The sequence below is a fragment of the Mycobacterium sp. IDUB_39 genome (genome assembly GCF_055419205.1).
This window is the reverse complement of sequence record NZ_JBVAXF010000002.1, coordinates 866,841-879,743: the sequence shown is the minus strand read 5'-3', so window position 1 is coordinate 879,743 and position 12,903 is coordinate 866,841. Positions and strand designations below refer to the sequence as shown.

Genomic DNA, 12,903 nt, shown 5'->3' with positions numbered 1-12,903 from the left:
CGTGACGCTCACGACGATTGCGCTGTGCGTGCTCGCGGCCGTCGCGGTCGCCGAGGGCATCGCGCTACTCGTGATGACCCGACAGCTGAAACGTCGCGACGCCGAGCTCGAGGAGCTGAATCGCCGTCTGGATACCCGCGCCACGCTGCTGTCGGGCGGGCGGGAGGCCGTCAAGCAGGTCTGGCAGACCGCCAATGTCCTGCGCAAGGAGGGTTTCGGCGCGGCCGTGCGGTCCTCGATCGAGGATCTGGCCGACTGGGCGGAGGTTGAGCGCCCGGACCTGGCGAGGCTGGTACCCGACGGCCGAGTGGCGATCCTGTTCTCCGATATCGAGGGGTCGACGGCGCTCAACGAACGCATCGGCGACCGGGCCTGGGTGCGGCTGATCGAGAGCCACGACAAGATGGTCGGCCGCTGCGTGAAGCGCCATGGCGGCCACGTGGTGAAGAGCCAGGGCGACGGTTTCATGATCGCGTTCGCACGCCCCGAGGAGGCGGTCCGGTGCGGCATCGACGTGCAGCGTGAACTGGCCAGGCGACCCGACGGCATTCGCGTCCGCATCGGCGTTCACGCCGGGAAGTCGGTGCGGCGCGGTGATGACCTGTTCGGCCGCAACGTCGCGATGGCGGCGCGGGTGGCCGCCGCAGCCGACGGCGGCGAGGTCCTTGTCAGCAAGTCCGTCCGCGACGCCGTCACCGATCAGGAATTCGATGGCGGTCGAGAGGTGGAGCTCAAGGGGTTCAGCGGCACTCACCGGCTGTATGCGCTGGCCCTCGAACCCGCTCGTTGACGGCTGCCCGGGCCGCTACTGCCCGGGTCCAGACTCGGCCAGCCGCTGGTGCAGACGCGCCCGGATGTCGTCGGGAGTGTAGGAATTGCGCTTACGTTGATCGCGGGCCACGAGCACGCCACCAGCGACGACACCGGCGACACCGGCCAGTCCAATCCACTTCCAGATACCTCGCATGGGTCAGAGTCTGCCTAAGCTGCGGACGTGAATGCGAACACGGTGACGTTGGAGCGCGCACTGGCCGAGACACGCACCGGGGACATCTGGCTCTTCCGAGGCGCGTCGGGGCCGGACCGGGCGATCCAGACGCTGACCAATGCGCCGGTGAATCACGTCGGCATGTCCGTGGCCATCGATGATCTCCCGCCGCTGATCTGGCACGCCGAACTGGGCGACAAGCTGCAGGACATGTGGACCGGCACCCATCACCGCGGCGTCCAGCTCAACGATGCCCGCCAGGCCGTCGAGCAGTGGATGCTGCGGTACGACCAGCGGTGCTGGCTGCGTCAGCTCACGCCGTATGCGACGCGCGAGCAGGAGGACGAGATGCTCCGCGTTATCGCACGCATGAACGGCACGGCCTTCCCGACGACTGCCCGACTCACCGGGCGGTGGATGCGGGGCCGGATTCCGAGCGTCAGCGACTTCACCCGCGGGCTTCCGTTCGTGCACCGCAGGGTCCGCGATGCGGCAGAGCGCAAGAAGACGGAAAGCCTCAAGGCCGGAGTGCAGACGGCGTACTGCGCGGAGACCGTCGCCATCACCTACGAGGAGATGGGACTGCTGACCACCGAGAAGCATTACAACTGGTTCGATCCCGGCAAGTTCTGGAGCGGCGACACCCTGCCGTTGACCAAGGGCTACCGGCTGAGCGAGGAGATCGCGGTCACTCTTTGAGTTCAAAGCGGTTTTGGGGATGATCTACGGCGAGCCATGCGTTCTTGTGCATGATTCGGCCCGTCGATAATCATCCCCGAGGTCGGCGGGCCGGATCACTCTCATCCCATCCGGGGTCGCAGCGGCGTCTGCGGCGGCGCTTCGGTGACGGCGGGGCACGTCGTCTCGATCTCGAACCTGTGCGCCGCCACCTCACCCGGATTGGGCGGCATTCGGCCGATGAACCGATAGGTGTCGTCAACCTTCGTCGCGTCGACCTCGTTGGGGTCCGCGACGAACCCGGACAGCTCGTGATGCCGAAATCCCACTCTGTCCGCGACGATGTGCCCGGCCTGCCTGACCACGACGCGCACGACCTCGCTCTTGCCGCCGTCCACGAGGATGAGCAGCGTGCCGTCGTCGTAGGTGGTGCAGGTGACCTTGTCGGTGGAGATCGTGCGACTCTGGCCGTCGAACACCACCTTGGTCTCGATCACGGGCCCGCGACTGCATCCCACCAGGGCTCCCGCGACCGTGGCGCACGCGACCGCCACCAGGCTGGGCGACGCGACGCGCATGGCGCCAGTATGAGCCCCTAGAACGTTGCGCCCTGCGGAATTGTCACTCCCGATATTTTGCGCCGACGGTGTGCTTAGCTTTCTGAGCCGGTGGTCGTCCGACCACGCGAAAGGAAGCACCTCATGTTGGTGTCAGGACGTTCTCTTCACAGCGCGGCGATCGGGGTGATCTGCGCAGGCGGCATGTTGTTCGGTGGCGCTGCAGTAGCCTCAGCCGAACCACCACCTCCACCGCCGCCCAACTGCACCGCAGGCGATCTGGCGGTCGCCTCGGGCACCGTCGGCACGGCGATGGGCGACTACCTCTTCAGCCATCCAGACGTCAACAACTTCTTCACAAGCCTTCGCGGCCTACCGCACGAGGAAGTGCGCGGCCGGGTCCAGACCTACATGGATGCCAACCCACAGGTCGAGACCGAGATCAACGGTATTCGGCAGCCTCTCACCGACGTGCGAAATCGCTGTGACGTCCCCGAACCGCTGGGCTCGTAGGGGCGTGACCATGTCTTCCTGGAAGCGGTCATGGACCATCGCCGCGGCGAGCACCCTGGCGGTCGCCGCGATCCCCGGAGCGATCGTCACCATCGGATTGCCCACTGTCGCAAGCGCTGACGTGTGCGCCAGCGCGGGCCGTCGGGTGCAGGTGAGCGGCTGCACCAACATCGCCGATGCGGTTGCACCGTACGTTCCGCCCCCCGCGTACTACGCCCCGATGCCGTACGACCCACCACCGCCTCCGAACGTCACCGGATGCGTCAGCTACAACGGCAGATGGGTCAACGCCGGCGGCTGCAACTGACAGACTCCAAAACGGCGAGACGTGGCCGCTTACAGCATGACCACGGACCGCAGCACAGAACCTGCGTGCATCGCGGTGAACGCCCCCTCTATGGCGTCGAGTGCGATGCGCTCGGTGACGAACTTCTCCAGCGGTAGGCGTCCCTGCAGGTGCAGGTCGATGAGCATGGGGAAGTCACGCTCGGGGAGACAGTCGCCGTACCACGACGATTTCAGTGCACCGCCGTGCGAGAAGAAGTCCAGCAACGGCATCTCGAGTCGCATGTCGGGGGTGGGCACACCGACCAGGACAACCGTTCCGGCCAGGTCGCGAAGGTAGAACGCCTGTTTCCAGGTCTCTGGCCGTCCCACGGCGTCGATGACGACGTCGGCGCCGTGTCCCGCGGTCAGCTCACGAACGGCCTCGATGGGATCGGATTGAGTCGCGTCGATGGTATGAGTCGCACCGATATCACTGGCCCACTGCAATTTTCGTGCGTCGCGGTCGATGGCGATCACTGTCGACGCGCCGGCCAGCCGTGCCCCCATGATGGCCGCATCGCCGACTCCCCCGCAGCCGATCACGGCAACCGAGTCGCCGCGGCCCACGTTGGCGGTGTTGACCGCCGCGCCAAGTCCGGCCATCACCCCGCACCCAAGCAGACAGGCGGCAGCGGCATCGACATCAGCCGAGACCTTGGTGCACTGGCCCTCATGGACGAGCGTCTTATCGGCGAACGCGCCGATACCCAACGCGGGGGTGACTTCGGTGCCATCGGTCAACGTCATCTTCTGCGACGCATTGTGTGTGTCGAAGCAGTACCAGGGCTTGCCGCGCCGGCAGGCCCTGCACTGACCGCACACCGCGCGCCAGTTCAGGACGACGAAGTCGCCGACCGCCACGTGCGACACATCGCTGCCGATCGACTCGACAATGCCCGCGGCCTCATGGCCCAGCAGGAAGGGGTACTCGTCGTTGATGCCGCCGTCGCGATAGGCCAGGTCTGTGTGGCAGACACCGCAGGCCTGTACGGCCACGATCACATCGCGAGGACCCGGATCCGGAATCACGATGTCAACGAGTTCCACCGCGGACAGCTTGTTTCGGGCGATGACGCCCCGAACGATCTGGGACACGACAAGTACTCCTCAAAGGTCAGGATGTGATCCGGCCTGGGTTCGGCCCAAATCAGCACGGAGAGAACGGCACAGGGCCGGGGCGGTGTGGGGCCGCCGCTCCGTGCGACCCCACACCGCGACAGCTCAGGCGTTGATGACGAAGACCTTGCGGATGGTCTCGTGCACCTTCCAGGAGGTGACCTCGCCGGCATCGATGAACACCAGGTCCCCGGCGGCGACATCGACACTGTCGCCGTTCTCGCCCGTCACGGTGGCCCTGCCACTGAGGATGACGACGGTCTCCTGACCGGGAATGTTCGCATGTGTCCCGGGCGCGGCCTGCCACACTCCGTGGTACTGGTTGCCCTCGTCGTTGGTGTAGAGCCGGTTCGACCACACCTCGGCATCGCTGTCGTCGCGCGGCTTGGCCTCCACCTCGACGGTCTTAGGGTCGAACTTGCGAATCGTGGTTGTCATTTCTCTCTTTCTATCGTTGGTTGTGCGGGATTCAGGGAGCGCCGGTGAGATGGGCCAGCGCGGGTCGGACCTTGCCGCCGATCAACTCGAAGCTGCGCCGGTAGGTTTCGGGGTCCTGGTCGTACTCGTGGGTGAAGGTGATCAGGCTGCCGAACCCGCCGACGCTGTCGTAGAGCGCCTCCACCTTGCCGATGACGGTGTCCGGTGACCCGACGAGCAGGAAGTTGTCCACCATCCACTCGATGGTGAGGTCCTCCGGCGGAATGGTGCCGCCGGAGAACAGATCTCCGATGCCCAGCTTGTTGACGAACAGCGGGATGTTGTAGTCGCCCCACAGTTTGCCCATCGCACCGTTGAAGACTCGGTCTCGCGCCTCCTCATCGGTTTCGGCGACGAAGAAGTCGCGGCAGATGTGCCAGTCAGCGCGCGACGGAGTGTGACCCGCCTCAGTGGCCGCCGTGGAGTAGGTCCTCCAGTGCTCGGCGAGCACGGTCTCGTGCACCTGCTGGCTCATCGGGATCGCGCCGCGCCGCCCGGCTTCGGTGAGGCTGGGCGAGGTTGCCTGCATGCCGGTGATCATCAGCGGAATGCCCGGCTTCTGCAGTGGCTTGAGGTGCGGGCCGGCGATCTCGGGGTCGAACGCCGGCATGTCAACGGAGAAGAACTCGCCGTCGATCTTGAAGGGTCCGGTCTTGCTCCAAATGGCCTCGATGATGTCGAGTGCCTCGATGAGCATCTTGCCGTTGTTCTTTCCAGTACCGAACAGTTGCGCGTCACTGGCGTAGGCGCCGGGTGCAACACCTGCGATGTAGCGGCCGCCGGTCATGTGATCAAGCCACATCATCCGGTGAGCTAGGGCCACCGGATTGTGGTACGGCAGCAGGTGAGCCGCGGCGCCAAGGGTGATGTTGGAGGTCAGCTGAGATGCCGCGGCAATCATCAGATCGGGTGCCGGGCTGGGTTCGTCACCGAGGGTGTAGTGCTCGGCGAAGAAGGCCTCGTCCAGCCCGTACTCATCGGCCCACTTCGTGATCTGCAGGTCCCAGTCGATGACATTGCGGGCGGTGCGCCGCCCCCCGGAGTAGCCGAGGGCGTAGGGGATGTTGAAGACTCCGAATTTCATTGTGCTCGAGTTCCTTTCAGGATGATGAGGAATGTCTGACCAGGCCAGGAAAGCCGGACCGGTGAAAGATGAGTGGCGCCTGGGCGTGATCGGGACGTTCGGCGATCGCAGCGTCGAGCACCCGAGCGACGACGATGGTGTGGTCTCCGCCGTCGTGCTCGTCCTCGAGATCGCAGTCCACCCACGCCGAGACGTCGCCGAGCAGCGGCCCGCCGAGATCACGTCGCGTCGAGAACGCCACCCCGGCGAACTTGTCGCTCCCCGACTTCGCGAACCGCCGCGCCAGTTCGGACTGCCCCTCGGAGAGGACGTTGACCAGGAAGCGACCCGACGCGGCGATCCGGGGCCAGCTCGTCGAACTCTTGGCCACCGACAACAGCACCAGGGGCGGGTCCAGGGACAACGACAGGAACGACTGCAGTGTCATGCCGACGGGATCCCCATCCATGGTGCCGGTGACAACGACGACGCCGGTCGGGAAATGACCCAGAACGCTGCGCAGGACCACCTCGTCGGGGCACTGCGTGCTGTCTACTCCCATACAGGTCAGCACCTTTCGCGAATCATGCGGGATTGACTGAGTATGAACATATGTTCAAGTTCGATTCGAAAGTACCCACCGCCGTCAGCGAAAGTCAATAGGTACACTGGCATTAGCTGGCGGAGCGCGGCTGCTGGTGCGGCGATTCCGCGTTGTTGTACGTTCGTTTGGCAACATTGGCAGTGACAGAACGGAGATCTGGTGGCACGCGCGGGAGTTCGCTCGGAGGCGACGCGGGCGACGTTGCGACAAGCGGCGCTCGACGTGGCCACCGAGTACGGAGTCAGGGGTGTCACCCATCGCCGAGTCGCTGCTGCAGCCGGCGTCGCGCTCGGCTCGGCGAGCTACCACTACGAGCACATCGACGAACTGATGTACGAGGCGTTCGCGTGGTGGGTCGCGAGTCAAACTGCCGGTTTCGCACCGGGTTTCGCCGAGGCTCAGACAGAGGACGAGTTGGTCGAGGCCGTCCTTCACCTCCTCACCGTGATCCACGGCAGCCCGAGCGCCCGCATCCTGCTGTTCGAGATCTACGCGCAGAGCGTGCGCGACCCCAAGTACCACCAATTGGTCGAGAACTGGTCCCGGCAGACCAGGACCAGCCTGGAGCGCATGTACAGCAGCACGGTCGCCCAGCAGATCGAGGCCGCGTGGGAGGGCCTCGGTGTGCAGATCGTGATGGGAACCCTCGACTCCGTCGAGGATGCCGAGGCTTTGCTTCGACTGGTGCTTGAACAGGAGCAGATGAAGACTGCCGCACCCGCCAAGCGCCGAGCCAGGAGTCGTTGACGGCCCACTGGTGGTATCGCCAACGATCCTGCTCAGCCGCTCGACCGGGTGCGTGCGGGTCACGACACCGGCTGACCGTCAGTGACGCCGCGGTTGGTCTCGCTGGTGTCCGTCTGGCCACCGATCCGCGCGTAGACGTCCGGTCGAGTGCGGCGCCAGACCAGCGCCAGGGTCAGCCCGAACACGGCCAGCGCCAGAATGAACAGCTGCAGGATGACCGCGACCGCGGTGCTGCCTCCAACCAGTAGCGGGAAGTAGACACTGCTGATCACCAGCATCGTCACCAGGCCGGCAAGACCGAGACCCGGAGCGATGAGGGTGTTCCACAACCTCTCGGTGTGCTCCACGCGTCGGAAGTACACGATCACCGTCAGACACGTGAGCGCCATCAGGGTCAACATCGTGTAGGTGCCAACCCCGAACATCCACGAGTAGAACGTGACTGCGTCGACATCGATGAACAGGAACGGCGCGGTCAGGATCAACGCGATGATCGACACCGTTGCCGAGGCGATCGCGGGCGACTGATGCTTGGGATGCGCCTGTCCGAGCTTGCTGGGCAGTACACCATCGCGAGAGAGGGCAAAGGTGTAGCGAGCCAACGGATTATGCGCTGCCAGTGTGGCGGCGAACAGGCTAGTGACGAGCAGGCAGTTCATGATCTCGGCCATCACACTGCCGGTGTAGAAGCGCAGTCCTGCGGCGAAGATCCCGGTGGAGTCCGCCTGTGCTGCCCCCACCACATCGTCGACGCCGTAGAACGTCACCAGCGCCCATGCGGTGAAGACGTAGAACAGGCCGATCAATCCGACGGCCAGATAGGTCGCCCGGGGAATGGTGCGCTGCGGGTCCCTGACCTCGGAGCGATAGATCGCGGTGCCCTCGAATCCGAGGAACGTCGCGCTGGCGAAGAGGATCGCGATCCCGATCGAACCCGAGGTGATGGCGCCGGGGCTGAATGACTCGAACTGCCATCCGTGCGGCCCCCCGGTGCTGGCGACCGAGAAGTTGAACACCAGGACGATGACGACCTCGAGCACCATCATCACGCTCAGGACCTGACCGGAGAGTTCGATGTTGAAGTGCCCCAGACAGGTCACGATGATCCACAGTGCGATACCCCAGACCCACCACGGTGCAATCGCCGAGCCGAACAGCGACTCCATGAGCACGGTGACGGAATCCCCGAAGAATGCGTACGTGCCGACCAGAAGTGTGAGGTAGGCCAGCTGCGCGAGGAATGCCGCGGGTAGTCCGATGGGCCGCCCGAGGCCTCCGGTGATGTAGGCGTAGAACGCCCCGGTACGAGGGAAGTGGCGGGCCATGGTGGTGAAGCCGACGGCGAACATCATCATCACCAGGCCGATGAGCGCATACGTCGCAGGGGCTCCGGCCCCATTTCCCTGAGCGATGACCAGCGGGAGGATGCCCGCCACCGCCCCCAGCGGAGCAGACATGGCCAACACAGTCAGGATCAACCGTGTGGTTCCCAGCCGGCCCGACAGTGCGGCGTCGCGGGAGGACATATCTCGGCCCGGTTCCGGCGATGCGGTGACAGTTCCGAGCGACCGCTCAGACGGTGAATTGATCATGCACACTCCAAAGATCGATGGATCCGACAACTAAGGGGCACTGACGATTTCAGATGGGGTGTCGGTCTGCACGGGTGCATGCCACAGCACTCGGTCATGCGTCACGGCAGACGTGACGCATATCGCAGACCCGAATCATTGAACATTAGTTCAAGACATGAGACAATATAAGCGGCACTTGTATCCGCGTCAACAGTTCAGCGATGCGAATCTTCAGCGCCGGCCACGGCGGGCCCCACGCGGACGCCGAAGCCCACTTCCCCACGCTTATCCGTCGATTTAGCTCCACGACACGGGGTTTCGTGGTATCTGCCGACTTTCCAGATCTTTTCACCCCAGGGTATTGACCCGGGAAAAACCACGGGCATACACTCACAACTTCCTTGAACGTTTGTTCAAAGCAATCGGTCTCGACTGAACTCACACAGACGACATGTGAAAGGAATCTCCTATCATGGGACAACTGGACGGCAAGGTCGCGTTCATCACCGGAATCGCACGGGGACAAGGGCGTTCACACGCGCTGGCGCTGGCCGAGGAAGGCGCCGACATCATCGGTCTCGACCTCTGCGGGGAACTCGAGTCCACCGCCTACCCGGGCGCCACCCTTGAAGATCTCGAGGAGACCGCGCGCCTCATCAAGCAGACCGGACGCCAGGCGGTGCTCTCCCAAGCCGACGTCCGCAACTACGACGAGGTCAAGGCCGCATTCGACCGCGGCATCGAGCAGCTCGGACGTGTCGACATCATCATCCCGAACGCCGGCATCTGCGCCGGCGGGAAGACCTGGGAGATCGACACCGCCGCGTGGCGGGAGACGATCGACGTCAACCTCACCGGCGCCTGGCACACGGTGAAGGCGTCAGTGCCCACCCTGATCGAACAGCAGCAGGGCGGCTCGGTGGTCTTCATCGGATCCACCGAGGCACTCAAGGGTGCGGAGAACATGGCCTCCTACGTGTCCTCGAAGCACGCCATCACCGGTCTGATGACCACGTTGTCGCGGGAACTGGGCCGCCACAACATCCGCGTCAACTCGGTGAACCCGACGTGCGTCGACACCCACATGATCCAGAACCCCTACGTCTGGGGGCTGTTCCGACCCGACCTGGAACACCCGACCCGCGATGCTGTCGAGGACACCTTCACCTCAACACATCTGCTACCCGTGCCGTGGATGGAACCCATCGACGTCAGCCGCGCGATCCTCTACCTCGTCACCGACTCTGGCCGCTACATCACCTCGGAGGCACTCAAGATCGACGCGGGATTCGTGGTCAAGTCATGATCCCGCGGCGGATCGGCGTCAGTGACGGTGATCGATGACGACCTACGACTCCATCGACCGCGCTGTCGCCCAGATCGCCGCTGGCGCAGCAGTGGTCGTGATCGATGATCTCCGCCCCGACGGCGAGGGCAGCCTGGTTCTCGCCGCGGAGAGCTGCACGACCGAACTCCTGGCCTTCATGGTCCGCCATACCTCCGGTTATGTGTCCGCAGCACTGGACGCCAAGGCCTGCGAGCGTCTGGCGCTCGTCCCGATGGCGGCGACGAACCAGGACGGCGATGGCGCGGTGTACACCGTGACCGTCGACGCGAGCATGTCTATCGGGACCGGTATCTCCGCAGCCGATCGCGCCACCACCATCCGCCTTCTGGCCGATGACAGCAGTGCGGCAGACGATTTCAACCGACCTGGGCACGTGGTGCCGCTGCGCACTCGCGACGGCGGTGTGCTCACCCGGCCAGCGCACCCCGAGGCGGCGGTGGACCTCGTCCGCATGGCCGGTTGCGCGCCTGCGGGTGTCCTCTGTGCCATCGTCGGCATTCAGGATCCCACGCGTATGGCCAACCACGCCGAATTACGGTTTTTCGCCGATCAATACGGAATGCCGATGATCTCGATCACCGACCTGATCGCGTGGCGTCGACAACACGAGAAGCAGGTCAGGAGGGTGGCCGAGAATCGCATTTCGACGGCGCACGGCCAGTTTCGCGCCATTGGATACCTCACCAACGACGGACGAGACGAGCACACCGCGCTGACGCTCGGCGACGTCTCCGGCGCGAGCGGACCGGTGCCGGTGGCCATCCACGCCCAGTGCTCGCTTGGTGATGTCTTCGGATCGCTCGGGTGTCACTGTGCCAGTCAACTCGAAACCTCCATGGCCCAAGTCGCGTTGGCCGACCGAGGTGTCGTGGTCTACCTGCGCGGGCCCTGCGGTACGTCGCATCACGGGCACATCGACGGGTCGTCCTACGTCATCGCCGGCCAGATCCTGGACGACCTCGGGGTCACTGACGCCCGATTCACGCGTGCCGGGCAGGACCGTCATCTGGTCGAGGCCGGATTCCTGCCCGCCAGCACTCGATACCAGCATGTCCATGCGTCGTAGTTCTCACACCAATGTTCATATTCTAGGTATTCGAAAGGAAATCCCCTGTGGCACAGCAGTTTGATGGAAAGACAGTACTGATCTCAGGATCTGCCCGAGGCCAGGGCGCCTCCCACGCACGCCGGTTCGCCGACGAGGGCGCCACAGTGATCGTGACCGACGTGCTCGACGATCTCGGCGAAGCCGTCGTCGAGGAGATCCGCGCGAAAGGTGGACAGGCCGCGTACCAGCATCTCGATGTCCGCCGCGGCCAGGAGTGGGCCGAGGTGGTCGACTGGACCGAGCGAGAGTTCGGTCAGCTGAACGTCCTGGTCAACAACGCCGGCATTGTGGATTGCGCACCCGTGGTGGAGTGCACCGACGAAGTGTGGGCCAACGTCATCGAGACCAACCAGAGCGGTGTCTTCCGCGGGACTCGCGCCGCCGTACCGGCCTTCAAGCGGGCAGGCGGTGGCGCGATTGTGAACATCTCGTCGATCTATGGCATCTCCGGCTCGTGGGGGTATGCGGCATACATCGCCAGCAAGTTCGCCGTGATCGGACTGACCAAGTCGACCGCCCTGACCTACGCCGCCGACAACATTCGGGCGAACGCCGTCGCCCCGTCTTCGGTCGACACCCCCATGCTCGATGCCGAGCGCCTCATCATGGCCGAGAATCCGTACTTCGACTTCGACGCATGGATTGCGTCCCAGCCCATTCCGACGATCGCTCAGCCTGAGGAGGTCAGTGAACTGGTGCTGTACCTGGCCTCGGACCGCGCCCGTTACTGCACCGGCGCGGTGTACCCGATTGACGGTGGAATCCTCGCAGGCGCGGGGTAGGCAGTCGATCACCCCTGGGGGCGGACGGCCTCGCCGTAGTGTCCAATGATGTACTGCGAGAGACGCTGAGCGAAAGCCCTCAGCGTGGGCGCTCCGACGTGGTGGTGATCCCACGCGGCATAGAGGCGGATGCTGAGTTCGCCCGTCCCCACGGTGATTCGCAAGGGGTGCAACCCAAACCGCGGGTCATCGGTGACCACCGCGATGCCCCGGCCGGCCGCGGCGAGCGCCTGCGCCACTGCTCCGCTACTCACCTCGATCTCGACGCGAGGCGCTAGCCCGGCGTTGAGCGCAGCGGCATCGAGCATCTGCCGAGCGCTGAAGGTCAACGGGAGGCCGATAATCGGCTCCTCAAGGACCGCGGCGATGTCGACGGCGCCGTTGTCAGCCCACTCGTGCCCGGTTGGCACGTATGCCCATACCGGCAGGACCGCCAGCGCGGAGTAGTCGACGGTGTCGCCGGGCCGGCCGTTGGTGATCACCAGATCGGCGCCACTCCTCAGTGCCGCCGCCGGCTCGCGGCCATCACTCACCACCACCGAGGGCGTCGGGTCCTCCGCACCGAGGGTGGCGATGAAGGGCGAGACCACCTCAGTGAGCGTCGTGGCTGGCGCGGCGATCGTGAGGTGATCGAGCCTGCCGGTCGCCAGGGTCTGGGCGTTCTGAACCAGACGATATGCGCCGGCCAGTACGTCATGCGCCTGGGGAAGCAGATCCCGGCCTGCCGCCGACAACAGCAACCGACCTTGGACGCGATCGAAGAGTGTCACGCCAAGGTCGCGTTCGAGTTGGCGCAACTGACGTGACAGCCCCGGCTGAGTCACGTGCAGCACTTCGGCCGCAGCGCTCACCGTGCCCGTCTCAGCGATCGCGACGAAGTAACGCAGCGTCCGTAGCTCCACTCTGGCCTCAGCTCCCTATGCCTAGAAGGCATCAATTGATTGCCCAACAAGTATTGGACGGCATGGCTGCGCCTAAGACAAGCTGAGTGCCGCCCAAGGCAGTAAGCGCACCCGGAGGA

General features: G+C 64.7%; 16 protein-coding genes. 8 read left to right on the top strand and 8 right to left on the bottom strand.

The window, feature by feature from the left end:
- Window position 1: 1 nt before the first annotated feature.
- Window positions 2-790, top strand: coding sequence for an adenylate/guanylate cyclase domain-containing protein (locus ACZY0X_RS10350; protein ID WP_463770004.1), 789 nt, complete (start codon window positions 2-4; stop codon window positions 788-790).
- 15 nt (window positions 791-805) lie between these two features.
- Here ACZY0X_RS10350 and ACZY0X_RS10345 read toward each other — a convergent pair whose 3' ends face one another.
- Complete coding sequence (locus ACZY0X_RS10345; RefSeq protein ID WP_354523261.1) at window positions 806-967, bottom strand: hypothetical protein; 162 nt, start codon at window positions 965-967, stop codon at window positions 806-808.
- A 42-nt stretch (window positions 968-1,009) separates the two neighbouring features.
- On the opposite strand from ACZY0X_RS10345, the gene ACZY0X_RS10340 reads away from it, so the two are divergent.
- Window positions 1,010-1,687, top strand: coding sequence for a guanylate cyclase (locus ACZY0X_RS10340; protein WP_354523744.1), 678 nt, complete (start codon window positions 1,010-1,012; stop codon window positions 1,685-1,687).
- 101 nt (window positions 1,688-1,788) lie between these two features.
- Here ACZY0X_RS10340 and ACZY0X_RS10335 read toward each other — a convergent pair whose 3' ends face one another.
- Window positions 1,789-2,244, bottom strand: a complete 456-nt coding sequence (locus tag ACZY0X_RS10335; protein WP_463770001.1) for a lipoprotein LpqH — start codon at window positions 2,242-2,244, stop codon at window positions 1,789-1,791.
- A 123-nt stretch (window positions 2,245-2,367) separates the two neighbouring features.
- On the opposite strand from ACZY0X_RS10335, the gene ACZY0X_RS10330 reads away from it, so the two are divergent.
- Window positions 2,368-2,736, top strand: a complete 369-nt coding sequence (locus ACZY0X_RS10330) for a heme-binding protein (RefSeq protein WP_463769999.1) — start codon at window positions 2,368-2,370, stop codon at window positions 2,734-2,736.
- A 10-nt stretch (window positions 2,737-2,746) separates the two neighbouring features.
- A complete protein-coding gene (locus tag ACZY0X_RS10325; protein ID WP_241403705.1) occupies window positions 2,747-3,043 on the top strand; it encodes a hypothetical protein in 297 nt (98 codons plus the stop codon).
- 29 nt (window positions 3,044-3,072) lie between these two features.
- Here the strand turns inward: ACZY0X_RS10325 and ACZY0X_RS10320 are convergent, their stop codons facing one another.
- From ACZY0X_RS10320 to ACZY0X_RS10305, 4 genes are all read right to left on the bottom strand, one after another.
- Window positions 3,073-4,158, bottom strand: coding sequence for an S-(hydroxymethyl)mycothiol dehydrogenase (locus ACZY0X_RS10320; RefSeq protein WP_463769997.1), 1,086 nt, complete (start codon window positions 4,156-4,158; stop codon window positions 3,073-3,075).
- 126 nt (window positions 4,159-4,284) lie between these two features.
- A complete protein-coding gene (locus ACZY0X_RS10315) occupies window positions 4,285-4,617 on the bottom strand; it encodes a cupin domain-containing protein (protein WP_463769995.1) in 333 nt (110 codons plus the stop codon).
- A gap of 31 nt (window positions 4,618-4,648) precedes the next feature.
- Window positions 4,649-5,740 carry an LLM class flavin-dependent oxidoreductase gene (locus ACZY0X_RS10310; RefSeq protein ID WP_463769993.1) on the bottom strand — a complete coding sequence of 364 codons (1,092 nt, stop codon included), beginning with the start codon at window positions 5,738-5,740 and terminating at the stop codon, window positions 4,649-4,651.
- A gap of 16 nt (window positions 5,741-5,756) precedes the next feature.
- Entirely contained in the window at window positions 5,757-6,281 is a 525-nt protein-coding gene (locus tag ACZY0X_RS10305; RefSeq protein WP_463769991.1) for a flavin reductase family protein, read from the bottom strand.
- Between the two features lie 201 nt (window positions 6,282-6,482).
- Here ACZY0X_RS10305 and ACZY0X_RS10300 point away from each other — a divergent pair, with 201 nt between their 5' ends.
- Entirely contained in the window at window positions 6,483-7,070 is a 588-nt protein-coding gene (locus ACZY0X_RS10300) for a TetR/AcrR family transcriptional regulator (RefSeq protein WP_241403700.1), read from the top strand.
- 59 nt (window positions 7,071-7,129) lie between these two features.
- Here ACZY0X_RS10300 and ACZY0X_RS10295 read toward each other — a convergent pair whose 3' ends face one another.
- Entirely contained in the window at window positions 7,130-8,662 is a 1,533-nt protein-coding gene (locus ACZY0X_RS10295; RefSeq protein ID WP_463769989.1) for an APC family permease, read from the bottom strand.
- A gap of 454 nt (window positions 8,663-9,116) precedes the next feature.
- Here ACZY0X_RS10295 and ACZY0X_RS10290 point away from each other — a divergent pair, with 454 nt between their 5' ends.
- From ACZY0X_RS10290 to ACZY0X_RS10280, 3 genes are read left to right on the top strand one after another with little or no spacing between them, the layout of a single operon-like run.
- Window positions 9,117-9,950, top strand: a complete 834-nt coding sequence (locus tag ACZY0X_RS10290) for a mycofactocin-coupled SDR family oxidoreductase (RefSeq protein ID WP_463769987.1) — start codon at window positions 9,117-9,119, stop codon at window positions 9,948-9,950.
- Window positions 9,951-9,984: 34 nt separating this feature from the next.
- A complete protein-coding gene (locus tag ACZY0X_RS10285; RefSeq protein ID WP_463769985.1) occupies window positions 9,985-11,058 on the top strand; it encodes a 3,4-dihydroxy-2-butanone-4-phosphate synthase in 1,074 nt (357 codons plus the stop codon).
- Window positions 11,059-11,105: 47 nt separating this feature from the next.
- Complete coding sequence (locus tag ACZY0X_RS10280; protein ID WP_463769983.1) at window positions 11,106-11,882, top strand: SDR family NAD(P)-dependent oxidoreductase; 777 nt, start codon at window positions 11,106-11,108, stop codon at window positions 11,880-11,882.
- 8 nt (window positions 11,883-11,890) lie between these two features.
- Here ACZY0X_RS10280 and ACZY0X_RS10275 read toward each other — a convergent pair whose 3' ends face one another.
- A complete protein-coding gene (locus ACZY0X_RS10275; RefSeq protein ID WP_463769981.1) occupies window positions 11,891-12,784 on the bottom strand; it encodes a LysR family transcriptional regulator in 894 nt (297 codons plus the stop codon).
- Window positions 12,785-12,903 lie beyond the last annotated feature (119 nt).

What these genes read in the sequence shown, in the direction of transcription:
- ACZY0X_RS10345 (WP_354523261.1), bottom strand. Translation starts at nt 967, where the DNA reads ATGCGAGGTATCTGGAAGTGGATTGGACTGGCCGGTGTCGCCGGTGTC.
- ACZY0X_RS10335 (WP_463770001.1), bottom strand. Translation starts at nt 2,244, where the DNA reads ATGCGCGTCGCGTCGCCCAGCCTGGTGGCGGTCGCGTGCGCCACGGTC.
- ACZY0X_RS10330 (WP_463769999.1), top strand. Translation starts at nt 2,368, where the DNA reads ATGTTGGTGTCAGGACGTTCTCTTCACAGCGCGGCGATCGGGGTGATC.
- ACZY0X_RS10325 (WP_241403705.1), top strand. Translation starts at nt 2,747, where the DNA reads ATGTCTTCCTGGAAGCGGTCATGGACCATCGCCGCGGCGAGCACCCTG.
- ACZY0X_RS10315 (WP_463769995.1), bottom strand. Translation starts at nt 4,617, where the DNA reads ATGACAACCACGATTCGCAAGTTCGACCCTAAGACCGTCGAGGTGGAG.
- ACZY0X_RS10310 (WP_463769993.1), bottom strand. Translation starts at nt 5,740, where the DNA reads ATGAAATTCGGAGTCTTCAACATCCCCTACGCCCTCGGCTACTCCGGG.
- ACZY0X_RS10305 (WP_463769991.1), bottom strand. Translation starts at nt 6,281, where the DNA reads ATGGGAGTAGACAGCACGCAGTGCCCCGACGAGGTGGTCCTGCGCAGC.
- ACZY0X_RS10295 (WP_463769989.1), bottom strand. Translation starts at nt 8,662, where the DNA reads ATGATCAATTCACCGTCTGAGCGGTCGCTCGGAACTGTCACCGCATCG.
- ACZY0X_RS10290 (WP_463769987.1), top strand. Translation starts at nt 9,117, where the DNA reads ATGGGACAACTGGACGGCAAGGTCGCGTTCATCACCGGAATCGCACGG.
- ACZY0X_RS10285 (WP_463769985.1), top strand. Translation starts at nt 9,985, where the DNA reads ATGACGACCTACGACTCCATCGACCGCGCTGTCGCCCAGATCGCCGCT.